19 protein-coding genes and 3 tRNA genes are annotated in these 21,357 nt (G+C 70.0%); 13 read left to right on the top strand and 9 right to left on the bottom strand.

Translation table 11 applies throughout. The annotated features are described in order from the left end of the window. The first annotated feature begins 28 nt into the window (after positions 1-28). Positions 29-841 carry a polysaccharide deacetylase family protein gene (locus JOD63_RS12850; protein WP_211088113.1) on the top strand — a complete coding sequence of 271 codons (813 nt, stop codon included), beginning with the start codon at positions 29-31 and terminating at the stop codon, positions 839-841. Here the strand turns inward: JOD63_RS12850 and JOD63_RS12845 are convergent. Both JOD63_RS12845 and JOD63_RS12840 read right to left on the bottom strand, forming a co-directional pair. Continuing rightward, positions 838-1,884: a glycosyltransferase gene (locus JOD63_RS12845; RefSeq protein ID WP_052682449.1), complete on the bottom strand. Its 1,047-nt coding sequence runs from the start codon at positions 1,882-1,884 to the stop codon at positions 838-840. The genes JOD63_RS12850 and JOD63_RS12845 overlap by 4 nt on opposite strands. Before the next feature lie 35 nt (positions 1,885-1,919). Beyond that, entirely contained in the window at positions 1,920-2,861 is a 942-nt protein-coding gene (locus JOD63_RS12840) for a glycosyltransferase (RefSeq protein WP_052682450.1), read from the bottom strand. 145 nt (positions 2,862-3,006) lie between these two features. On the opposite strand from JOD63_RS12840, the gene lhgO reads away from it, so the two are divergent. Further along, positions 3,007-4,197 (top strand): L-2-hydroxyglutarate oxidase, encoded by a 1,191-nt coding sequence (gene lhgO, locus JOD63_RS12835; RefSeq protein WP_045275023.1) that lies wholly within the window; start codon positions 3,007-3,009, stop codon positions 4,195-4,197. An 18-nt stretch (positions 4,198-4,215) separates the two neighbouring features. On the opposite strand, the gene JOD63_RS12830 is transcribed toward lhgO, so the two are convergent. Continuing rightward, positions 4,216-5,361: an acyltransferase family protein gene (locus JOD63_RS12830; RefSeq protein WP_045275024.1), complete on the bottom strand. Its 1,146-nt coding sequence runs from the start codon at positions 5,359-5,361 to the stop codon at positions 4,216-4,218. A 68-nt stretch (positions 5,362-5,429) separates the two neighbouring features. Between JOD63_RS12830 and JOD63_RS12825 the strand changes: the two genes are divergently transcribed. Genes JOD63_RS12825 through JOD63_RS12815 form a run of 3 tightly spaced genes read left to right on the top strand, consistent with a single transcriptional unit; the run spans position 5,430 to position 9,259 of the window. Then, complete coding sequence (locus tag JOD63_RS12825) at positions 5,430-6,335, top strand: glycosyltransferase (RefSeq protein ID WP_169748392.1); 906 nt, start codon at positions 5,430-5,432, stop codon at positions 6,333-6,335. A gap of 20 nt (positions 6,336-6,355) precedes the next feature. Beyond that, on the top strand, positions 6,356-7,261 hold the full coding sequence (locus tag JOD63_RS12820; protein ID WP_169748393.1) for a glycosyltransferase family 2 protein: 906 nt from the start codon (positions 6,356-6,358) through the stop codon (positions 7,259-7,261). A gap of 45 nt (positions 7,262-7,306) precedes the next feature. After that, positions 7,307-9,259 (top strand): glycosyltransferase, encoded by a 1,953-nt coding sequence (locus tag JOD63_RS12815; RefSeq protein WP_045275025.1) that lies wholly within the window; start codon positions 7,307-7,309, stop codon positions 9,257-9,259. A gap of 14 nt (positions 9,260-9,273) precedes the next feature. Here JOD63_RS12815 and JOD63_RS12810 read toward each other — a convergent pair whose 3' ends face one another. Continuing rightward, positions 9,274-10,419, bottom strand: coding sequence for a glycosyltransferase family 4 protein (locus JOD63_RS12810; protein ID WP_052682453.1), 1,146 nt, complete (start codon positions 10,417-10,419; stop codon positions 9,274-9,276). A gap of 94 nt (positions 10,420-10,513) precedes the next feature. On the opposite strand from JOD63_RS12810, the gene JOD63_RS12805 reads away from it, so the two are divergent. Both JOD63_RS12805 and JOD63_RS12800 read left to right on the top strand, forming a co-directional pair. Continuing rightward, positions 10,514-11,542 (top strand): glycosyltransferase family 4 protein, encoded by a 1,029-nt coding sequence (locus JOD63_RS12805; RefSeq protein ID WP_052682454.1) that lies wholly within the window; start codon positions 10,514-10,516, stop codon positions 11,540-11,542. After that, the gene (locus JOD63_RS12800; protein WP_045275026.1) at positions 11,539-12,666 is read left to right on the top strand and encodes a glycosyltransferase; all 1,128 of its coding nucleotides are present in this window, start codon (positions 11,539-11,541) and stop codon (positions 12,664-12,666) included. Before JOD63_RS12805 ends, JOD63_RS12800 begins: the two co-directional genes overlap by 4 nt. Before the next feature lie 13 nt (positions 12,667-12,679). On the opposite strand, the gene JOD63_RS12795 is transcribed toward JOD63_RS12800, so the two are convergent. Further along, on the bottom strand, positions 12,680-14,212 hold the full coding sequence (locus tag JOD63_RS12795) for a sugar transferase (protein WP_045275062.1): 1,533 nt from the start codon (positions 14,210-14,212) through the stop codon (positions 12,680-12,682). 319 nt (positions 14,213-14,531) lie between these two features. Between JOD63_RS12795 and JOD63_RS12790 the strand changes: the two genes are divergently transcribed. From JOD63_RS12790 to JOD63_RS12770, 5 genes are all read left to right on the top strand, one after another. Continuing rightward, positions 14,532-14,888 carry a hypothetical protein gene (locus JOD63_RS12790; protein ID WP_045275027.1) on the top strand — a complete coding sequence of 119 codons (357 nt, stop codon included), beginning with the start codon at positions 14,532-14,534 and terminating at the stop codon, positions 14,886-14,888. Between the two features lie 86 nt (positions 14,889-14,974). Then, the gene (locus JOD63_RS12785; protein WP_045275028.1) at positions 14,975-15,400 is read left to right on the top strand and encodes a hypothetical protein; all 426 of its coding nucleotides are present in this window, start codon (positions 14,975-14,977) and stop codon (positions 15,398-15,400) included. Positions 15,401-15,492: 92 nt separating this feature from the next. Continuing rightward, positions 15,493-15,969 (top strand): SRPBCC domain-containing protein, encoded by a 477-nt coding sequence (locus tag JOD63_RS12780; RefSeq protein WP_045275063.1) that lies wholly within the window; start codon positions 15,493-15,495, stop codon positions 15,967-15,969. Beyond that, a complete protein-coding gene (locus JOD63_RS12775; protein WP_045275029.1) occupies positions 15,969-16,283 on the top strand; it encodes an ArsR/SmtB family transcription factor in 315 nt (104 codons plus the stop codon). The genes JOD63_RS12780 and JOD63_RS12775 overlap by 1 nt, the downstream gene beginning before the upstream one ends. Before the next feature lie 112 nt (positions 16,284-16,395). Continuing rightward, positions 16,396-18,414, top strand: a complete 2,019-nt coding sequence (locus JOD63_RS12770) for a hypothetical protein (RefSeq protein ID WP_157003958.1) — start codon at positions 16,396-16,398, stop codon at positions 18,412-18,414. 127 nt (positions 18,415-18,541) lie between these two features. Here the strand turns inward: JOD63_RS12770 and JOD63_RS12765 are convergent. The 3 genes from JOD63_RS12765 to JOD63_RS12755 form a co-directional block, all read right to left on the bottom strand. After that, positions 18,542-18,614: transfer RNA gene (locus JOD63_RS12765), tRNA-Phe, on the bottom strand. 97 nt (positions 18,615-18,711) lie between these two features. Next, positions 18,712-18,785 (bottom strand) — tRNA-Asp (locus tag JOD63_RS12760). A 24-nt stretch (positions 18,786-18,809) separates the two neighbouring features. Next, a tRNA-Glu gene (locus JOD63_RS12755) sits at positions 18,810-18,885 on the bottom strand. Between the two features lie 221 nt (positions 18,886-19,106). Between JOD63_RS12755 and JOD63_RS12750 the strand changes: the two genes are divergently transcribed. Beyond that, positions 19,107-20,507 carry a peptidoglycan DD-metalloendopeptidase family protein gene (locus JOD63_RS12750; RefSeq protein ID WP_045275030.1) on the top strand — a complete coding sequence of 467 codons (1,401 nt, stop codon included), beginning with the start codon at positions 19,107-19,109 and terminating at the stop codon, positions 20,505-20,507. An 89-nt stretch (positions 20,508-20,596) separates the two neighbouring features. On the opposite strand, the gene ppa is transcribed toward JOD63_RS12750, so the two are convergent. Next, positions 20,597-21,130, bottom strand: a complete 534-nt coding sequence (gene ppa, locus JOD63_RS12745; protein WP_045275031.1) for an inorganic diphosphatase — start codon at positions 21,128-21,130, stop codon at positions 20,597-20,599. Positions 21,131-21,357: the final 227 nt, after the last annotated feature.

The following is a 21,357-nucleotide window of genomic DNA, read 5'->3' as shown; positions in this document are numbered from 1 at the left end:
TTGCGGTGGGGAGCGATAGAGTGCCACGGTGCAGATCCGCTTCGGGCTCAGGATTCGCGAGCGGCTGGCGGCCGCGGGCGCGGGGGTCCGGAGTCGTGCCGGTGCCGCCCGCCTCGGCTTCGACCGCCACGCGCTGGCCATGTTCGGCACGGATGCCGAGCGCTCGGGCGGACGCGTGCTGTGCTACCACTCCGTCGGTCAGCCGTCGTGGGGAGTCAACGACATCGCCCCGCAGAGGTTCCGCATGCACATCGAGGCGGCGCTCGACGCGGGTTACCGCTTCGTCCCCGCTGACCACCTGGCGCGCACCGGCGGCGGTGACCGCGACCTCAGCATCACGTTCGACGACGGACTTCGCAGCGTCCTCACCACGGCTGCACCGGTGCTGGCTGAGTACGACATCCCGTTCTCCGTGTTCGTCGTCTCGGGCTGGGCTGAGGACGGACTCGGGGGGAGCGCACTCGGCTGGGACGAGGTGACTGCACTGGCTGGGCTCGGAGCCGAGATCGGCAACCACTCGGCGACGCATCCGGATTTCTCCCGCATCGATCGCGATCGGGCGGTGCGCGAGATCGCCGAAGCTCGGGAACTCATCGAGAAGCGGACCGGAATCAGCACGACCGCGTTCGCCATCCCCTTCGGCCAGTCGGGCAACTGGCCACGTCACGCTCACGAGGCAGCGCGCGGACTCGGGTACGACGTGATCTACGCGCAGGCGGAGCAGACGCGCGCAGTCGACACGGTCGCCCGCACCTTCGTGACACGCGCGGATTCGCCGCGGGTGTTCGATGCGCTCCTTCGCGGACGGTACGACCGTTGGGAAGAGTGGGTCTGGAGCTAGACCGAGCGGGCGTCGAAGGGGCGCTCTCGGTCGAGGTAGTCGCGCGCGAGCGCGCCGGGAATCTGAGGCTGCGACTCATCGACTCGCGTCGAGAGTCGACCGAGGGCAAGCCCGAGCGACCGCGCGGTGCGCAGGCGTGCCGATCGAAGGGCTCGGCGGATGTACTCCCGCCGTTCCGTCGCATCTCGGGCGTACGACGCGATACGGCCGAGTCGTGACGACGGATGCGTCGTCGGAGCAGGTTCGGATGAACTAACGACGCCAGACTCCCAGTCCGCGTCCGCCCCAGGCGGGCCCCCACGTGCCTTCGTGAATTCGGCGATGACCTGGGCGTAGCGGTGCTGGATGCGCTGCCTGCCCGCCTGATACCCCGCAAACTGTCGCACCGTCGCAGCGAATCCGTTGCGCTGATGGTGGTCGATGAGCGCTCGGGTGCACTCGGAGAGCGGATAGCCGGTGAGCTGCAGCCGCCAGGAGAGATCGACGTCTTCGCCGGTGCGCAGGGACTCGTCGAAACCGCCGACGGCGTGGAATGCCTCGGCGCTCACCGCGAGACGGGAGCTGCTGCCGAATGGGAGTTCGGGCAGAAAAGGCATGCGCAGCGTCGTGACGATGTCGTACAGGGGTCGCGCGCGAGTCGAGAAGGTCGACGCAACTCGGGCGCTGGTCACGACGACGTGGTTCCGGGCGAGGACGGGGAGGAGTTCGGCCAGCCACTCCTCGGCGACCGCGTCGTCGGCGTCGCAGAAGACGAGCAGCGGGGAGCGAGCAGCGGCCGCCCCGGCGTTGCGCGCCGCGGCGGGACCGCGACGCGCGGAAGCATCGATCACTCGCAGCGGCAGGCGGTTCTCCCACGCGCGCGCGACCCGCGCGGTGTCGTCGGTGGATCCGTTGTCACAGACGATGACCTCCCAGACGGCGGCGACCTTCTGGCGGGACAGCGCCTCCAACTGCCGGGCGATGGTCGCTGAGGCGTTGAACGCCGGAATGATGACGCTCACGACCGGCGTGGCTGCCGTGTCGAGTGAGGTGTCGGCTTCCACCCGGTGATCGTAACGCGGAGACGCGGCCCCTTGTTCTACCGCGGTGCGGGTGGGAGCGGGTCGGGCACAGGTATCTGCGCGATGTCGGCCAGCGATGCGGTCTGAAACCCCCATCGGAAGGCGATGGCGGCGATGTAGGGGGTGATCGCAGCCGGGTTCCGGGCGATCTCGCTCACCTTGCGGGGGAGCCTGCGCAACCGGTCGAGTTTCCCGGCACCGGCGCGATGCTTCGTCGGCGCGGCCTGCTCGACCATGGGCGGTCGCTGCGCCTGCGCCGCATCTGCGTAGGCGGCGCGCAGAAGCGCGAAGCGGTGCGCGAGCACGCGTGTGCCGGCTCCCTTGGCGCGGCCCTGCCGGACTGCTGCGGCGATCCCGCCGCGCTTCCGGTAATGGAGGATCGCCGACGGTACGTCGGCCAGCGCACTCCCCGCGAGCTGAACCCGCCAGGCGAAGTCGATGTCCTCGCCGGCGTCAAGCGACTCGTCGAAGCCCGACACCGCTGCGAACACCTCGGCCCGGATCCCCATGTTGCCCGATCCGCATGCGGGGAACTGCGGCAGTGCGGGATCGTGGAACGTCGGCCGGTCCCACCCGAAGTCCCACTCGCGGCCAGGATTGAGCATCCTGTGCTCGACCCCGCCGGCGACGAATGCGCAGTCGTCGAGTGCGCGGCGAAGCGCTCCGACCCAGCCGTTGTCGACCACGTCGTCCGCGTCGCAGAAAAGGAGGAGCGGCGCTGTGGCGTGCTCCGCCCCGATGTTACGGGCGGCGGACGCGCCCCGACGGCGCGACGCATCGATGAGGCGAAGGCGGGGGTTCTGCTCCTGGAACGCCCGGACGATCGCCGCCGTGTCGTCCGTCGATCCGTTGTCGCAGACGAGGATCTCGAAGTGGGGAGCGTCGTCCTGCCGATCGAGTGCGGTGAGTTGCGCACCGAGGAACTCGGCCGCATTGTACGCGGGAATGATCACGCTCACGGCCGGTTGTCGATCGGAGGCCACGCGTCCCTCACTCCCTGCGGAAGACCCCGCTGAGTCCATCATGGACGATCGGATCGGGCCGACGGCACTCCCCTATGCTGGGGCACGCAGCGTGGCACGCCGCGGACGCGAAGGGCTCGGGATGACGGACCGCATCGGAATCGTCGGAGGCGGCATCGTCGGCGTCGCGATAGCGCGTCACCTCAGCGCCGGTGGACGCGTCGTGACAGTGATCGAGAAGGAATCGCGACTCGCCCGCCACCAGACCGGCCACAACTCCGGTGTCGTGCACGCAGGGCTCTATTACAAGCCGGGCACTTTGAAGGCGACGCTGTGCGCTGCCGGACGAGAGTCGATCCGTGAGTTCTGCCACGACAAGGGCCTTCCCTACCGAGAACTCGGAAAGCTGGTCGTCGCGGTCGACGAGACGGAGCTCGAGGCGCTCGCCGAGATCGAGCGGCGAGCGATCGCAAACGGGGTCCCCGGTGTGTCGCGCCTCATCGGGGCATCGCGACTTCACGAGATCGAACCGCACGTGGCGGGGATCGCCGGCATCCACTCGCCGCGGACAGCGGCGGTCGACTACGTTGCGATCACCGAGGCGATGGCGCACGATGTGCGCGCGGCGGGTGGGCGTATCCTGCTCGGGCATGAGGTCACGCAGATGATCGCCGAGAACGGTCGCGTGCGCGTCATCACCTCTGCCTCCGAGGACGTGTTCGACCGCGTGGTTGTGTGTGCGGGGCTGCAGTCGGACGTGGTCGCCCGGTTCGTCGGTGCGGATGCCGCGCCGAAGATCCTGCCGTTTCGTGGTGAGTACTGGGAGATGACTCCTCAGAGTGCTCGGCTGGTCCGAGGAATGATCTATCCGGTGCCCGATCCGCGATTTCCGTTCCTCGGCGTCCACTTCACCCGCGGCGTGTACGACGCGGTGCACATCGGGCCCAACGCGGTGCCCGCACTCGCGCGTGAGGGCTACGGCTGGTCGAGGTTCTCGGCGAAGGACACGTGGGAGTCACTCCGCTGGCCCGGCGCTCTGCCGCTTGCCCGACAGCACTGGCGGATGGGCGTCGACGAGGTGGCGGGCTCGCTGCTCAAGCCGCTGTATGCCCGCAGGGCGCGCCGCTTCCTCCCGGAGCTCACGATGGCGGACATGGCGCACAAGCACGGAGCCGGCGTCCGTGCGCAGGCGTGGGGGCGCTCCGGCGAACTCCTCGACGACTTCGCCGTCGACCAGGTCGGCGCGGTCACGCTGCTGCGCAACGCCCCGTCGCCCGCGGCGACCTCGTCGATGGCGATCGCCGCCTACGTCGCCGAGCGCCACCTTCTCTGATCGGCTGCGTGACGAGGGTCAGGTGGTGGGCAGCACTCGCTCTCGGGCGGTCCCGGCGCGGCGGGACCACAGGATGCACGGCCGCTCCACGGTCACGAACAGGAGACCGCCGACGAGCACGGTGAGCGCGAATCCGACCGTCCAGAGGATCGCGAGCATGCCGATACCCTGAGGAACTCCCGCATCCTTCCTCAGGAACTCTGAGAAGTACCACATCGTCGGCTGGTGGATGAGGAAGATGCTGTAGGCGCGATACCCCACGAAGCCGAGCGGCCTCAACGCGAGTGCACGATCGAGCGGTGGGAACGTGAGTACGAGCACGACGAAGCCTGCGAACATGACCGAAAGTCCGAGTTCACGCAGAGGCAGCACGGTGTGCTGGAGCGCGGGGAGGGTGGCGATGGCGTACCCGCCGATCACACCCATTGCGAGCAGCGCGAGATAAGTGTGCCGCATCGCGAAGCGAGGTATCGCGAAGACCAGCACCGCGGCGAGCATCCCGGCGACGAACTCCATCAGCCGCCCGGCACCGGATGCCGACCACATGAACTGGGTGTTCTCGGGCACGAACGCCGCGACGGCGATCCGGAACGCCGTAGACAATCCGATCAGGGCGAACAGTCCGGGCAGGCGCCACCGCGCGGCGACGATCATCACCAGCGGGAACAGCAGATAGAGCTGCATCTCGAGCGACATCGTCCACAGGCTCCCGTTCACGCCCGACCAGTACTCCTCGAAGAAGAGGTGAGTGAAGGTGAAGTGGGTGAAGAGGTCCCAGAACGTCGGCACGAGCTGCCACGACGCATCCTGCCCGGCCAGACGGGTCACGACGACCAGCACCTCGGGGAGCAGCACGGCGTAGACGAGCGCCGCCCAGTACGGCAGCACGATGCGCCGCAGTCGTCGCGCGAGATACGACGGAGCGTGGAATGTCGCGTGGCGTGCAGCATCGCGGGCGAACGGCAGGTAGAGGAAGAACCCTGTGAGCACGACGAAGAAGTCCGGCCGGATGTTCTGCGACACGACCTCCGAGACGATGGGGATGTCGGGGTGCCCCGCGAACTCCCACGTGTGGAACGCGAAGACTGCGAGGAGCGCGAGCGCGCGCATGCCGTCAAGCGACGCGATGCGCGCCGGTGTCTGCGGCGGCTCCCCAGATGCCACGCGCTCATCGTACGTCTCGGCGACTGATCGCCATAGCGTCGGTATCGGCTCTGGGTATGCTGGCGACCATGGGGGGAGCTGCACCGGTCTGGGCTGACGCCGCGGGAGTCCAGCGCAGCCGCCCCGAGGTCGTCATCGTCGCGTACGGCGCGCCGGCTCTGCTGCGCGAGGCGCTCGGTCCGCTCGGGGACTTCGCCGTCACGATCGTCGACAACTCGTCGTCACCCGACATCGCAGCCATCGCCGACGAGGCCGGTGCGACGTACTGGGATCCGGGTGACAACCTGGGGTTTGGCGGGGGAGTCAACCACGCACTCGCGCGACGCAGAACGCCGGGCTCGGACGTCCTCCTGCTCAACCCGGACGCCGTCGTCGAACCCGAGACCATAGCGCGAATGCAGCGGGCGCTGCACGCCGGACCTCGCATCGCGACCGTCGGTCCGCGTCAGGCCGACCCCGACGGTCACCCCGCACAGGTGGAGTGGCCGTATCCGCGTCCGGCGCACTTCGTCGCCGACGCGGTCAAGCTCGGTCGCCTCGTTCCGACCGGACCGACCTATGTCATCGGCTCGGTCCTCATGATCCGTGCGGATGCGCTCGCCGAGGTCGGGCTGTTCGACGACGACTTCTTCCTCTACGCCGAGGAGGCCGACTGGGAGTATCGCGCGCATCGAGCCGGCTGGCGCAACGTCGTCGCGCAGGATGCCGCCGCGCTGCACGTCGGCGCGGGGACCAGTTCCGATCCCGTTCGCCGTGAGGTGTTCCTGCAGGCGGGCATGGAGCGGTACCTGCGCAAGCATCACGGCGTGGTCGGATGGCAGCTCGCCAGGTGGTCGGTCGTCGTCGGCTCGCTTCCGCGATCGGTGTTCCTCCGAGGGGAGCGACGTGCGGCGGCACGTGCACGCGGGGCGCTCTTCGCGCGGGGGCCGGTGAAGGTCGAAGCGGCCTATCGAGCACGCCCCGTCGCCGGATGATGGGCGGATACCCTCGCAGCATGCGCGAGGAGACACCATTGGTGAGCGTCGTCGTCGCGACCAACCGGGCATCGGTGTTCATCGATGAAGCCCTCGCTTCGGTGGCTGCGCAGACGTATTCCCGCCACGAGGTGGTCGTCGTCGATGACGGAGCACCCGATCCGGATGCTGTCGCGGCGGTCGCCGAGCGGCACGGCGCGCGCGTCATCCACCGACCCGCCGGCGGCGTCGCAGCGGCCCGCGACGCGGGCGTCGCGGAGGCGACGGGGACGCTCGTCGCCTTCCTCGACGACGACGATCGGTGGCACCGCGACAGGCTCGCTGCGGGGGTGGCGGCGTTCATCGAGGCACCGGATGCCATCGTCTCGTACTGCCGCATCCAGACCGTCGACGAGGCGGGGGAGAGCGTCCTCGCCGCCGGCGATCAGGATGACCGATGCTCTCGCGCCGACATCGTGGCCCGACGCACCGGAATCTTCGCCGGGAACATCATCGTGCGACGAGATGCCTTCGAAGCCGTCGGCGGATTCGATGCGTCGCTGCGTCAGGCGGAGGACCTCGACCTGATCCTCCGCCTCTCGGCACAGGGCCGGTTCGTCTTCGCTCCGGATGGGCTCGTCGACTACCGCTCCCACGGGAGCAATACCACCGGGCGACACCGTGAGCTCGCGGCTTCCATCGACCGCATCCTCCGTCGGCATCGCGAGCAGTCTGCGCCGCTCGGCGCCGAACTGGAGCAGGCCTTCCGCGAGAGCCTTCGACGCAACGACCGCTTCGCATGGTGGTCGGCGCTGCGCGCAGCCAAGACGGCGGTGCGGGAGCGCGCCCCCGCGGTGGCCGCATCCGAGATCTGGTGGGCCCTGCGGTTCGCCCCGGCCGGCCTGTTCGACGGGCTCGCGCGCAGGGCACGCGGCATCCGCGACTGATCCCGGCGACCCCGCTCGGTAGGCTGACCCGCGGGGAGGTCGCGCATGAGGGTTCTGCGGGTCGCGCATCACGGCGTCGTGTCGGCGTGGCGTGAGCGCGAGCGGCGGCTGCGTGCGCTCGGCGCCGACGTGCGGCTCATCTCGGCGAAGCGCTGGAACGAGGGCGGCCGCGACGTCGCCCTCGAGGCCGACGGCGACGGGTTCGTGACCGGTGCGGCGACGGTCGGCACGCATCCGAACGCGTTCGTCTACGACCCGAGGCCGTTCGTCCGGGCCCTCGCTGAGCGGCCCGATGTCATCGACCTGCACGAGGAACCGTTCTCGCTGGCGACGGCTCAGCTGCTCCTCCTCCGGGCGCTGCGGCGTGACCGCACACCGTACGTGCTGTACTCGGCGCAGAACATCGACAAGCGCTATTCGATCCCGTTCCGCTGGTTCGAGCGCCACGCGCTGCGAGGCGCGGCGGCGGCGTACGTCTGCAACCGCGAGGCGGGCGAGATCCTCGTGCGCAAAGGACTCGCCGGTCCTGCGCGGCTGATCCCGCTGGGCGTCGACACCAGCGTGTTCGCGCCGGCGGCGAAGACGGATGCCTCGCCCCGGCCGGTCATCGGATACGTCGGGCGGCTGGAGCCGTACAAAGGAGTCGACGTCCTCTTGCACGCGGCGGCGGAGCGCCCCGACTGGCGGCTCGAGATCACCGGCGACGGGCCGCAGCGCGACGAGCTCGAGCTGCTCTCGGTCGAGCTCGGCATCGCCGACCGCGTCGCGTTCCTGGGCTTCGCGCAGGGCGACGCGCTCGCCGAGCGCTACCGCCGGCTCGATGCGATCGCGGTGCCGTCGATCCCGTGGCCGGGCTGGCTCGAGCAGTTCTGCCGTGTGGCCGTCGAGGCGATGGCCTCGGGCGTCCCCGTCGTGGCGAGCAGATCGGGCGCGATTCCGGATGTCGTGGCGGATGCCGGCATCCTCGTCGCGCCGAGCGACCCGGAGGCGCTCCGCGCCGGCCTCGACGAGGCGCTCGAGCCTGCGCGCCGGGCTGCGCTTCGCGCACGCGGACTCGAACACGCGCAGGACTTCACCTGGGAGCACGTGGCCGAGGAGCAGCTCGCGCTCTATCGCGAGGTCGCGCCGAGCCGTTCGTCGGGAGCCGTTCGCACTCCTCACGTCGTCGCGGTGGCCTACGGCGACCCCGAGCTGCTCGACGGCGCCCTCGAGACCCTCGGCCCGGGTTTCGCCGTCACGATCGTCGACAACTCGTCATCGGGGGAGACCCGCGCGATGGCCGAGCGCCGCGGCGCCCACTACCTCGACCCGGGTCGAAACCTCGGTTTCGGTGCGGGCGTCAACGTTGCGCTCGACTCGCTCCGAGAGCGCGGACTCGACTCCGACGACGTGCTGCTGCTCAACCCCGACGCGCGCATCAGCGGGGATGCCGTGAGCAGCATGCATCGCGTGCTCCACGCCCGTCGCTCGGTCGCAGCAGTGGGGGCGACGCAGACCGATCCCGCCACCGGTGCGGCGGTGCGCGAGGCCTGGCCGTTCCCGAGTCCGCTGCGGGCGTGGATCGACGCGCTCGGGCTCGGACGCTTCGATCGGCGCAAGGACTTCGCGATCGGGTCGATGCTCCTGCTGCGGTCTGAGGCGATCGCGGCGATCGGGCGGTTCGACGAGCGGTTCTTCCTCTACGCAGAAGAGGTCGACTGGCAGAAGCGCGCCGTGGACGCCGGGTGGACCATCGCGATCGCACGCGTCGACGCCACCCACATCGGCGCGGGCACCGGCGGCGACGGCACGCGGCGCGAGGCGCTGTTCTTCGCCAGCAACGAGGAATACCAGCGCAAGCACTTCGGAGCGGCCGGGTGGCAGGCGTTCCGGATTGCTGTCCTGCTGGGCGCCGGGATGCGCGGCATCCTGCTCCCCGGCGATCGCGGCGCCGAGGCGCGGCGCCGATTCGCGATCTTCCGAGAGGGCCCGATCGCGTATCTGCGCCGCATCAGCTGACGTTTCGGCCGTGCTCAGTGGAGCAGGTGCCCCGCTCGCTTCTCCTCGACGACGCGCTCGTACAGGGCGATCGTCTGGTCGGCCACCGACTCCCACGAAGTGTAGCCGGCGGCATCCTGCTTAGCGCGCTCGCCCATGCGGCGCCGCAGGTCGCGATCGTCTGCCAGGGGGCGCACGACGCGCGCGATCGACGCGCCGTCGCGCTCGATGATCGCGCCGTTCTCGCCTTCGACGATGAACTCCTCCGCGACGCCCAGATTCGTCGTCACGAGCGGCAGGCCGGATGCCGCGGCCTCGAGCAGCACGAGCCCGAACGGTTCATACGCGGTGGGGAATACGAAGATGTCGCCCGCCTGGAAGTAGTCCTCGACCGCCGGAGAATGACCGGCGAACACGACGCGATCGCCGACCCCGAGGCGGGCGGCCTGGGCGCGGAACGGCTCGGCGTCATCACCGCCGACCACCAGCAGCTTGACGGCGGGCGGCAGGCCTGCGAGCGCGTCGACGATGAAGCGCAGGCCTTTGCGCCGGAACTCCTTGCCCACGAAGAGCAGCACGACGTCGTCGTCGCGGAATCCGTGCAGCGAACGGATGCGCGCGCGCCGGGCCGCGGCGTCGGTGGGGTGGAACCTCGTCACGTCCACCGCGTTCGGGATGACGGTGATGCGTTCGGGGTCGACGCCGTAGAACTCGGTCAGCTCCCGAGCCACCGTCGGCGATACCGCGGTCGCACGATGGAACCGGTCGGGGCGGTAGTTGCGCTGCTCCACCTGCAGCACCGCGTGGTGGAACGGGTTCGCGATCGCGCGCAGCGCCTCGCCGTTGCGGAACTTCATCTCCCACCAGGCGCGGTGGCAGCTGTGCGCGGTGATGACGTCCTGCTGCCGGGTGGCGCAGCCGCCCTGGTTGTGCACGATGTCGAAGCTCTCGCCGCGCAGGGCGCGCGTCGCCGCAGCGGAATAGGTCACGGGCACGATGAATCCCGGGCTGCTCCGCGCTTTCACGGCGAGCCACTGCAGCGGTGGCCCGGGTCGGGGGTCGACATGGGTCGCGACGAGCGTGAGGTCGATCCGGTCGCTCATGCGCAGTGCGAGCTCGTACGACGCGCGCTCGATACCGCCCTCATAGTTGAATCGAAACGACGACATCGCCACGCGCACACAGCAATGCTAGTGATGCTTCCGGATCGGGGAGCCGACTCGGACGCGGGCCGAAGCTCATAGACTTCACTCGGGGAGCCGGAGGGGGCACAGCATGCGGGTGGTGCACGTGGTGTGCTCGACCGGTTTCGCCGGCGTGGAGCGCTACCTGGTCAACGTCGCGAGCGGTCTGGCCCGCGGCGGCGACGACGTGATCGTCATCGGCGGCGCCGCCGATCGGATGCCGCAGGCACTCGCCGGCTCAGGCGCTCGATGGCTCCCGGGCGACAGCATGCGCGGCGCGCTCGCGTCGCTGCGGTCGGTCGAGTCGCCCGACGTCGTCCACACCCACATGACGCAGGGCGACCTCGTCGGCTGGCTCGCCCGCCGCCCCGGGAGGCGGCGGGCGCTGCAGGTGAGCACGCGTCACTTCGCGGGGCCGCGCGGCGGGCGACCCGTCGTGCGCACGATGCTGAAGCGCCTCGAACCGGCTCTCGCCGCCCAGATCGCGATCTCGCGCTACGTCGCCCAGTACGTCGAGGCACCCGTCGACGTCGTCTACACGGGCGTTCCCGATGCCCCGGAGTCGACCGCCTCGCGAGAGCCCTACGTCTTCGCCGCGCAGCGCCTCGAGTCCGAGAAGTGCACATCCGACATCGTCGAGGCGTGGGCGGCATCGCGCGGACCCGCTGCCGGATGGACGCTGCGCATCGCCGGCGACGGGTCGGAGCGCGCCGCACTCGAGGCGCTCGCGCGCGAGCGCGGGGTGGCGGGATCTGTCGAGTTCCTCGGCCACCGTGACGACATTCCCGCCCTGCTCGACGCGGCGGGGGTGGTGATCGCGCCCACGCCGCGCGAGGGGCTCGGCATCTTCGTGCTCGAGGCCATGGCCCACGGTGCGCCCGTCGTCGCCTCTGCGGGCGGCGGGCACCTCGAGACGGTGGGGGCCGCCGCTCCCGAGCTGCTGTTCGAGCCGCGTTCCCCTTCCGCCGCCGCGCAGGTGCTCGACCGGCTCTTCGCCGACCCCGCGCTGCGCGCCGACGTCGGCACGCGGCTGCGCCGCCTGCAGCGCGACGTGTTCACCGTCGACCGGCAGGTCGCCGAGACGCGCGCCGTCTACGAGCGCGTGCTGGAGGCCCGATGACGCGCCTCGTGGTGTTGTCGCTCGAGCCGTGGGACGACGTCTGGCGCCGCAACCAGTACGTGGTGGACGGGATGCTCCGCGCCGACCCGGGCCTTCAGGTGCTGTTCGTCGAGCCGTCGAACGACCTGCTCCACTCCGCGGTGACCTCGCGCCGGGTGCGCCGAGGGCGTGGTCTGCGGACCGCCGAGGGGTACGAGGGCCGGCTGCACCTCCTCCAGCCCGACAAGCTCCTCCCGCGCGTCGCCGGGCCCGCCGCCGACGCGCTCCTGCGCCGCACGGTGCGCCGGGCCATGCGCCGGCTCGGCTTCGCCGACGCGGTGCTCTGGGTGAACGATCCGAGCTGGGCCGGGCTCGTGCAGGCCACCGGCCTGCCGAGTCTGTACGACATGACCGACGACTGGCTCGCAGCGCAGCGACCCGATCGCGAGCTCGCGCGCATCGCGGCGAACGAGCGGGTGCTGATGGCGCAGTGCGCGGCGGTGGTCGTGTGCTCCGAGGGGCTGCGCGCCACCCGCAGTGCGGAGCGAGAGGTCGTGCTGATCCCCAATGGCGTCGATGTCGCCCGCTATCGCCTCCCGGCCGCACGCCCCGCAGACCTCGCGGAGCGCAGCGTCGTCTACATGGGGACGCTCCACGAGGACCGGCTAGACGTCGACCTCGTGGTCGCCACCGCAGACGCCCTCGCGCCTCTCGGCGCCCGCGTCGCGCTCGTCGGGCCCTCTGCTCTCGCCGCCGGCAACGCGCGACGGCTGGCGGAGCATCCGTCCGTCGACCTCCTCGGGCCGCGCCCGTCGCGGGCCGTGCCGAGCTACCTCCAGCACGCCACCGCGCTCATCGTGCCGCACGTGGTCGACGCGTTCACCGACAGCCTCGACCCGATCAAGCTCTACGAGTACCAGGCGGTCGGCAGGCCCGTCGTCGCCACGCGCGTGGCCGGATTCCGCGACGCCGTAGACGGGCTGGTGACCGCGGTGCCGCGCGACGGGTTCCCGGATGCCGTCGCCGACGCCGTGCGCCGGGACCCGGCATCCGTCGTCGTCGCCGACGTGCCGGACTGGAGCATGCGTGTCGAGGCGTTCCAGTCGGTTCTCGAGCCCCTCTTCGGGGTCTCACGCCGGGCATGAGACCCCGAAGGAATCAGTAGGCTCCGTCGGCCTTCAGTACGGTGCCGACGGTGCGCCACAGGATCGTGAGGTCGCCGATGACCGACCAGTTCTCGACGTAGCGCAGATCGAGGCGCACCGTCTCCTCCCAGTCGAGGTCGCTGCGGCCGCTGATCTGCCAGAGGCCCGTGATGCCGGGCTTGATGTACAGGCGGCGGTAGACCGTGCCGTCGTAGCTCGTCACCTCGGTGGGCAGCGGCGGGCGGGGGCCCACGATGCTCATGTCTCCGATCAGCACGTTCCAGAACTGCGGCAGCTCATCGATCGAGTACTTGCGCAGGATCGCTCCGACGCGGGTGACGCGGGGGTCTTCCCTCATCTTGAACATCGGGCCGTCGAGCTCGTTCTGGTGCGCGATGTGGTGCTTCGTGCGCTCGGCATCCGTCCGCATCGAGCGGAACTTCAGCATCCGGAACACGTGCCCGTCGCGGCCGACGCGCTCCTGGTGGAAGAAGACGCTGCCCGGGCCCTCCATGCGGATCGCGAGGGCGATGACCGGCGTCATCAGGGCGATGACGACGAGCGCGAGCGAGGCGAGCACGACGTCCATGGCGCGCTTGAGGAGGTAGCGCCCGCCTTCGAACGTCGGGATCTCGACGTGCACCAGGGGGAGCCCCTCGATGGGGTTCAGCGACATGCGAGGGCCGGCGACGTCGGCGATGGGGCTCGAGATGACGAGCTCGGCGGCGGTGCCCTCGAGCTGCCAGCTCATGCGCTTCAGGTAGTCGCGGTCGCCCTCGGGCGTGCTGGCGATGATGACGGCGTCGGCGGAGAGTCGGGCGGCGGTGACGTGCGCCTGACCCGGCTTGCCGATGGCGCGGAACACATCGCCGCCGATGGTGAGCGACGACACGTCGTCGTCGTCGAGGCTGACGCCGACGACGTGATAGCCCAGCATGCCCTTGCCGTGCACGGACTGCACCACGTACTCGACGTCCTCGCGACGGCCGACGACGAGTGCCCGTGAGATGGACTCGCCGACCATCCGCTGCCGCACCAGCCAGCGGCGGGCGTGCCACCGCCCGATCACCAGCAGTGCGGTCCCGAGCGGGAGCGCGATGAGCAGCTGCGTGCGCATGCCCTGCGACTGCAGCACGACGAAGCCGATCGCCAGGGCGCCGAAGGCCATGCCCGTCGCGTGGACGACGCGGCGGTACTCCTTCGCGCCCGAGCCGATGAGCTGCCTCGAGCGGGTCTGGAATGCGGCCATCATGATGAGCCAGATCGAGACCGTCAGAATGAAGACGCGACCGTACTGCCACGGCGCCTCGGCCAGCGAGACCTCGGCGACGAAGTCGATCTGCACCCACGCGGCGAGACCGGCAGAGGCGAGGATGACCGCGGTGTCGCTGATCGCGACACGGTGGCGGTAGCGCCGCTGCCAGGCGTTGCGCTGCTCGATCGCATCTGAGACGCGCGGCTTGATCAGCGTGCGCGGCAGCACGTCGGCCAGCTGCGGCGCGGCGATCGGCGCGGACAGCGGCGTCGGATCCGCGAACGCGGTCACAGCGAGCACCGCTCAACAGGCGCCGCAGCGCAGTACGCACCCCACATGCGAAGGTCCCCAATTATCGATCCCCAGTTCGACCGCGGTCACCATCCGCACGGTCGGTTCCTCATCACGACGGCGCATCCCGCGCCCAAGCGCAGGATCCCCTTCGCTCGTGGCGAATCGGAACTCTCTCAATGTATCCCTCTGGAGGACGGAGGGAAAGCCGAGACGGTCACATTTACGAAACCCTGAGGCTTCGTGTCTCCGGCCGGCTCGAGGGGAGGGAGCGTGGATCCCTGTCGTCTGATACCCGCCGCGGTGCTAACGTCGCCGGATGGTTCCGGAGAACTGGATCGAACACCGCCGTGGCGACGGCGAAGTGCTCGGGTGGATGGTGCCCGATGCCGACGGCTTCCGCGTGCACGACCTGCTCGGCCGCGAGGTCACGGACTCGGCGATCGACTGGCTCGCCGCCGAGGAACTGCTCGACGATCTCGGCATCGGCTACCTCGCCGAGAAGTGGATGCTGCGTCTTCCCGGCGGTGCCGAGCGTCCGGTGCGCATCGCCGAGGCGAACCCGCGGGGCGTGACGGTCGTCTCGGACGACTTCGGCGCCGCGTCGGTCGTCGGGGCGCCGCTCGACACGTACCGGCTGCCGTTCCCCGTGGGCGATGAGCTCTTCCGGTGCTGAACTCCTCGGGCGCTCGGGCCCCTGTTCGCGAGCCGCTCGCTGCGCTAGATTCGCGGCCGGGGGCGGGTACTCGGCGAGGGGGCGACATGGCTCGAAGCGGATGGGTTCGATTCGGTGTGGCGGCAGGCGCGGTCGCGCTCGCGCTCGCGGGACTGACCGGATGCTCGGGCGGGCAGTCGCCGACCGAGACGTATGCGGGCCTCCCCGAAGGAGTGCCCGACGTCACCGAGGTGACAGGCGAGCCCCAGGCCTTCTACCTCGACGACGGCGGCGCCATCGCGATCGTGCTCTGGGGCAGCAGCGCGTGCCCGCCGATCGCGGCGAGCATGACGGTCGTCGAGGATGCGTCGTCGGGCAACCGCGTGGAGGTGGCGCTCGAGTCGCCACCGAGCGGGGCGTGCACCGACGATCTCGCGCCGCACACGTCGGCGTTCGCGACACCCGCAGACGTGACCACCACCGAGCCGCTCACGATCACGCTCCCCGACGCCGAGATCGTGCTCGTGGAGTGAGACTCCCCGCTCCATGTGCAACCCGAGGGTTGCTTAACCGGAGGACTAGTGCAACTCTTGTGTTGCAGTCAGTTCCCGGAAGGAGCATGATCATGAGCATGACCGCGAACGAGGCATCCGTCGACCTGGACGCCTTCACCGTCAGGCGCACCATCCGCATCGCCGCACCGCTCGAGAAGGTGTGGAGCGCCGTCACCGATCCCGCCCACATGTCGCGCTGGTTCGGCGCGACGAAGCTGAGCGGCGCCGGCGTCGGAGCCCACGGCACGATGACCTTCGAGGGGTACGGCGCCGTGCCGATCCGCGTCGAGGAGTTCGAGCCCGAGGTGCGGGTGTCGTACCGGTGGAGCAACGACGACGCGAGCGGGGTCCTCCCCGGCGTCGTCGACGACGAGCGCTCCACCGTCTTCACCTTCACCCTGGTCGAGACCGACGAGGGCACCGAGCTCACCGTCGTCGAGACCGGCTTCGAGGCCACGAGCGACCCCGCACGCAACCTCGAGGCTCACCGCGGCGGCTGGAACGACGAGCTCGACAAGCTCGTCGCGCTCGTCGAGCAGGAGGCCTGATGCCGGAAGCTCTCACCGCCGTGTTCGCCGCCCTCGGCGACGACACCCGCTGGAGCATCCTCGAGGCGCTCGGCGAGGGGGATGCCTCGGCGTCCGCCCTCGCCGGGCGTCTCCCGGTCACCCGCCAGGCGATCGCGAAGCATCTCGCGGTGCTGCAGGAGGTCGGGCTCGTCGAGCCGGTCCGCGTGGGCCGCGAGGTGCGCTTCCGCGTGGTCGGCGCGCAGCTCGAGGCGACCGCGCGTCGGCTCGACGCGATCGGCGTGCAGTGGGACCGCCGGCTCGCCGCGATCAAGCAGATCGCCGAATCGCTCTAGTCGCCGGGCGATCGCGCGGCCGCTCTCGCCCGACGACCCGCCCCGGGTATCATCCGTCGCGCATCGTCCCTCTCTCCGGGCAGGCCACCGCTGACCTGAGGAGATGTTCATCATGGGCGGATTCATGATCCAGTCGCAGCACGGGGCGAAGGGCAACTTCGAACTCGTCCCCCCGATGTCGCACGGCGGCGGGCTGTTCCACGCCTGGCGCGACAACGACCGCTCCGGGTGGAGCGGGCCCACCCGGGTGGCCGCGCATCCGCGGTATCAAGGCTCCGCGATCATCCAGGGCAACTACGGCAGCCCGGGCAACCTCGAGTGCGTCGCCGTCGATGAGGCGGGCAACCTGGACTTCTTCTGGCGCATGGACCGGTCGCCGTGGACCTGGTCGGCGCCGGGGCGCATCGCCTCGGGCCTGCGCGGCGTCCCAGGGCTCATCCAGTCGAAGCACGGTACGAAGGGCAACTTCGAAGTCGTCGTGCCGCATGCTGCGGGCGGCCTCGCGCATCTCTGGCGCAACAACGACGCGGGCATGACGTGGAGTGCGCCGCTCCGCTTCGGCGGCTCGGCCCGCTACGCCGGCGCATCCGTCATCCAGGGCAACTACGGCAGCCCGGGCAACCTCGAGGTCGTCGCGGTCGACGAAGCAGGCAACCTCGACTTCTTCTGGCGCCTGGATCGGGCGCCGTGGACCTGGTCGGGGCCGTACCGCGTCGCGGCAGGGCTGCGCGGAGCGCCGAGCCTCATCCAGTCGAAGCACGGCACGAAGGGAAACTTCGAGGTCGTCGTGCCGCACGCCGGGGGCGGCCTCGCGCACCTTTGGCGCAACAACGACGCGGGCATGACGTGGAGCGCACCCCAGCGGTTCGGCGGCGGTGCGCAGTACGTCGCCGCCACGGTGTTCCAGGGCAACTACGGCAACCCGGGCAACCTCGAGGTCGCCGCGATCGACACTGCCGGCAACGTGGACTTCTTCTGGAGGATGGATCGCGCGCCGTGGACCTGGTCGGGTCCGGGCCGCATCGGCAACGAGCGCCGGTGGGACCTGCGCGAATGCGTCTACGGATCAGCCGTCGCTTTCCACCAGGCCGACACGCACGTCACGGTGCGCATCCAGCTCACCCCCGACGCTGGCATCACCGAAGCCACCATGGCGACGCTGCGCGCTCGGTGGCGCAACGGCATCATCGACAAGTGGTCGAACAGGTTCGACTGCGTCGGCCAGAACGGCACGCGCAAGCGCATCACCTTCGACGTGCAGTGGGTGACCTCGAACGCGCACCAGGTGGTTCGGGTGCAGCAGGGGCCGGCACGCAGCAACGTGACCACCTGGGACACGTCCGACACGGCCGACGTCGCCTCGCACGAGTTCGGCCACATGATCGGGCATCCCGACGAGTACACCGACGCCGCCTGCCCGGCGCGCAACCCGGTCAACACGGGTAGCGTCATGGACGACAACACCGAGACCTTCCAGCGCCACTACGACGGCCTCGCCGCGTTCAACTGCGGACACGCCCCGCGGGCGCGCAACCCGTTCGACGACCTCGTCGTCACCGACGTGAGGAGTCTGAGGATGCGTTCGATCGATCAACTCACCCCGCGGGCGCGCGGCGCCGCGCTCGAGCGGCTGCGCGCACAGGTCGAGCCGCTGTCGGAGAGCGACGGCGAGACCGAGGTCTCGTTCGAGGTGACCGGCGGCGCGCCGGGGGAGCGGTACGAGTACCGCGTGGCCGTCCGCGGTGACGGCGCGACCGAGGCGCACACCCGTGATGAGCTCGCGGGCGTCGACCGGCCCGTCATCGAGAGTCGTGTCGACGCCGAGCTGGCGGCACGCGTGTTCGCCGCTGCCGAGGCGGCGGGACTCCTCGCCGAGGATGCGCCGGTGCTGCTGGCCGACGAGCTCATCCCGCCCGACACGCTCGTGGGCATCATCACGGTCCGCGCAGGCGATGCCGTGCGGCGTGTGGTCGTTCCCGTCATCGATCCGACTGTTCCGGATGCCGGGACCCAGGGCCTCGGGGAGAGCGTGCCGCTGCAGACCGAGATGCGGGTGCCGGGCGAGGCTCTGAAGCAGCTCAGCCCGCTCCTCGACGTGCTCGCGGAGGCGGAGCGCCGCGTGGCGGACTGACCGCTCGACGACCGGGGATCGGAGCGTCGCGTGCGAGCCGAAAACCTGCCTCGCCAGGGCAAAGCAAAACCCCCGCCATGTAGAAGCTAGGCGAGGGTTTCTGGGACCGTTGTAACGACGGTCCTTGTGGCTCCGACGGGCGTCGATCCCGTGACCTCACGATTTTCAGTCGTGCGCTCTACCAACTGAGCTACAGAGCCATGCTTCGACCGAAGTCGCCGCATCCTAGACGAAAGCCCCTCTGCTGATTGGGGAAACCCTCTCGGGTTCCTCATGAGAAGGGGCTGTCGCTCGGAGCGACCCTGACGGGACTTGAACCCGCGACCTCCGCCGTGACAGGGCGGCACGCTAACCAACTGCGCTACAGGGCCATGCTTGTTAAGTTGTATCGGTTGTGGTGACCCCAACGGGATTCGAACCCGTGCTACCGCCGTGAAAGGGCGGCGTCCTAGGCCGCTAAACGATGGGGCCGAGATGATCCCGCTGGTCTCACCTGCCGACGGTCAAGCATAAACAATCCTGCGCGAGAACGCCAATCGAGGCCGCAACAGCCTTGTCATCGCGGTATCGCGGGGTGAGACTGGCGGTGTGCGTGCCGCATCGGAGATGTGGCGCCGAACCGACGTGGTGGTTGCGCATGTGACTCATGTTGCTACTGTGAAAACCGTTCGGCTTCGCGAGGGGAGGTTCCGGTGAAGACCGAGGACACCCTCGATGAGTGCGGCTGCGCACCGTCCGAGAGCGAACGACGGCGCCTTTTTCCGCGTATGGTCTCGCGACGCTCGGCGCTCGGCTTCGGCGCCCTCGGGGTCGTCGCCATCGGAGCGCTCGGTGCACCGTTCATCCCGGCGGCGTTCGCCGTCGACTACCCCTCGTGGGACGACGTCGAGGCCGCGCGGAAGAACGAGTCTGCCAAGGGCGCCGAGATCCAGCGCATCAAGGGGCTCATCCAGGCCCTCGCCGACGACGTCGCGGCCAAACGCGAGGCCGCCGAGACCGCCGCAGACGAGTTCTATGTCGCCCAGCAGGCGTATTTCGACGCAGCTCAGCAGGCCGAGCAGCTTCAGCAGCAGGCAGACGACGAGGCCGGCAAGGCCGTGGATGCCGCCAACAAGGCCGGCCGCGTCGCCGCGCAGCTGTACCGCAACGGCGGCGACGACACCTCGCTCGAGCTCTTCTTCGCCGGATCCGCCGCCTCGGCCGAGGATCTCCTCGCCCGTCTCGGCACCATGGACAAGCTCATCGAGCGCAACCAGGCCGTCTACGCCGACGCGATCACCGCGCGCGACTCTGCCCAGAGCCTGAGCGACCAGGCCGTCGTCGCCCGTGACGAGCGCGACCGCCTCCAGAAGGTCGCCGAAGACAAGATGATGGCCGCGCAGGCGGCAGCCGACGCGGCGCAGGCGGCGCTCGACGAGCAGGAGGCTCGCAAGTCCGAGCTCGACGCTCAGCTCGCCGCCCTGCAGGACACCACCGCGAAGACGGTCGCCCAGTACAAGGAGGGCGTCCGCGTTCGCGAGGAGGCAGCCCGCAAGGCCGCCGCCGAAGCCGCGGCCCGTGCGAAGGCCGAAGCCGAGCGCATCGCCCGCGAGCAGGCCGCGGCCGCAGCAGGCGGTGGCGGCGGATCGGGCGGCGGCGGCGGAGGCGGCGGTGGCAACGGCGGCGGGGTCGTCGGCTCGGGATGGGCGCGCCCCTCGTCGGGGTGGCGGTCGTCGGGATACGGACCCCGGACGGTGCAGTGCGGCAACGCGTACTGCTCGAGCGGATTCCACTACGGCGTCGACCTCGCTGCCGGCTGCAGCTCGGCGATCTACGCGGCGCACTCCGGCATCGTCGTCTACGCCGGGTACAACGGCGGCTACGGCAACTACATCAAGATCGACCACGGCGGTGGCCTCGGCACCGGGTACGGGCACATCCGCCCGGGCGGGATCTTCGTGCGCTACGGCCAGCGCGTCGGCCCCGGGGACCTGATCGCCAGCGAGGGCAACACCGGCAACTCGTTCGGCTGCCACCTGCACTTCGAGACCTACGTCAACGGCTACCCCGTCAACCCGATCGACTTCATGGCCGCTCGCGGAGTCTCGGTCTGACCGTTCCCGTCTGCGGATCGGCCCACGAGACGGTCCGAAACACGAAGAGCGGATGCCGACGGCATCCGCTCTTCGTATGAAGGCTCCGGTCAGAGCGTGTTCGGGGCTTCGCCCTCACCCTGGGTGCGGGTCTCGCCCTCGTGCTCCTCGAAGCGCACGAACGCCTCGGCGACCAGGCGCTCGGCCTCGGCGGCATCCGCCCAGTCGTCGACCTTGACCCACTTGCCGGGCTCCAGGTCCTTGTAGTGCTCGAAGAAGTGGGTGATCTCCTTCTGGAGGTACTCCGAGATGTCGCCGACATCCTGGATGTGGGCCCAGCGCGGGTCCTTCGCGAGCACAGCCACGACCTTGTCGTCGCCGCCGGCCTCGTCGCTCATCTTCAGCACGCCGACGGGGCGGACCGAGGCGAGGATGCCGGGGGCCAGGTCGACGTCGAGGATCACGAGCACGTCGAGCGGGTCGCCGTCTTCGCCGAGGGTGTTCTCGAAGAAGCCGTAGTTGGTGGGGTAGCCCATCGGCGTGTACAGGATGCGGTCGAGGAAGACGCGGCCGGTGCCGTGGTCGACCTCGTACTTCACCCGGCTGCCGCGCGGGATCTCGATGACGGCGTCGTATGCGCCCATGCTGGTGCTCCTTCGAAAGTCTGTGGGATGCCGCGACAAGCCTAGCCGCGGCGTTTCACCGGTCGTAACTCCGGATCGTTCGGCCTCGGGCGCCGAGTTCCGGGGCCGTGCGAGCATTCATCCTGCATACGGCCCGGATGCGCGGGCTCGCAGGCACCGTGCGCTGGGCGGCGCGGGCGTCGGCCGCAGGACGCACCGGGCATCGACCGGGGCACGCGGGAATCGAC

Origin of the sequence: Microbacterium terrae (genome assembly GCF_017831975.1) — a bacterium.
GTDB classification, from domain to species: Bacteria; Actinomycetota; Actinomycetes; order Actinomycetales; family Microbacteriaceae; genus Microbacterium; species Microbacterium terrae.
Note: the sequence above shows the minus strand (reverse complement) of the source record. Positions and strands in the feature narration are given on the sequence as shown.

What these genes read in the sequence shown, in the direction of transcription:
- JOD63_RS12790 (WP_045275027.1), top strand. Translation starts at nt 14,532, where the DNA reads ATGGTTCCGGAGAACTGGATCGAACACCGCCGTGGCGACGGCGAAGTG.
- JOD63_RS12815 (WP_045275025.1), top strand. Translation starts at nt 7,307, where the DNA reads ATGAGGGTTCTGCGGGTCGCGCATCACGGCGTCGTGTCGGCGTGGCGT.
- JOD63_RS12785 (WP_045275028.1), top strand. Translation starts at nt 14,975, where the DNA reads ATGGCTCGAAGCGGATGGGTTCGATTCGGTGTGGCGGCAGGCGCGGTC.
- JOD63_RS12775 (WP_045275029.1), top strand. Translation starts at nt 15,969, where the DNA reads ATGCCGGAAGCTCTCACCGCCGTGTTCGCCGCCCTCGGCGACGACACC.
- JOD63_RS12820 (WP_169748393.1), top strand. Translation starts at nt 6,356, where the DNA reads ATGCGCGAGGAGACACCATTGGTGAGCGTCGTCGTCGCGACCAACCGG.
- JOD63_RS12770 (WP_157003958.1), top strand. Translation starts at nt 16,396, where the DNA reads ATGGGCGGATTCATGATCCAGTCGCAGCACGGGGCGAAGGGCAACTTC.
- JOD63_RS12780 (WP_045275063.1), top strand. Translation starts at nt 15,493, where the DNA reads ATGAGCATGACCGCGAACGAGGCATCCGTCGACCTGGACGCCTTCACC.
- lhgO (WP_045275023.1), top strand. Translation starts at nt 3,007, where the DNA reads ATGACGGACCGCATCGGAATCGTCGGAGGCGGCATCGTCGGCGTCGCG.
- JOD63_RS12825 (WP_169748392.1), top strand. Translation starts at nt 5,430, where the DNA reads ATGGGGGGAGCTGCACCGGTCTGGGCTGACGCCGCGGGAGTCCAGCGC.
- ppa (WP_045275031.1), bottom strand. Translation starts at nt 21,130, where the DNA reads ATGGGCGCATACGACGCCGTCATCGAGATCCCGCGCGGCAGCCGGGTG.
- JOD63_RS12800 (WP_045275026.1), top strand. Translation starts at nt 11,539, where the DNA reads ATGACGCGCCTCGTGGTGTTGTCGCTCGAGCCGTGGGACGACGTCTGG.
- JOD63_RS12805 (WP_052682454.1), top strand. Translation starts at nt 10,514, where the DNA reads ATGCGGGTGGTGCACGTGGTGTGCTCGACCGGTTTCGCCGGCGTGGAG.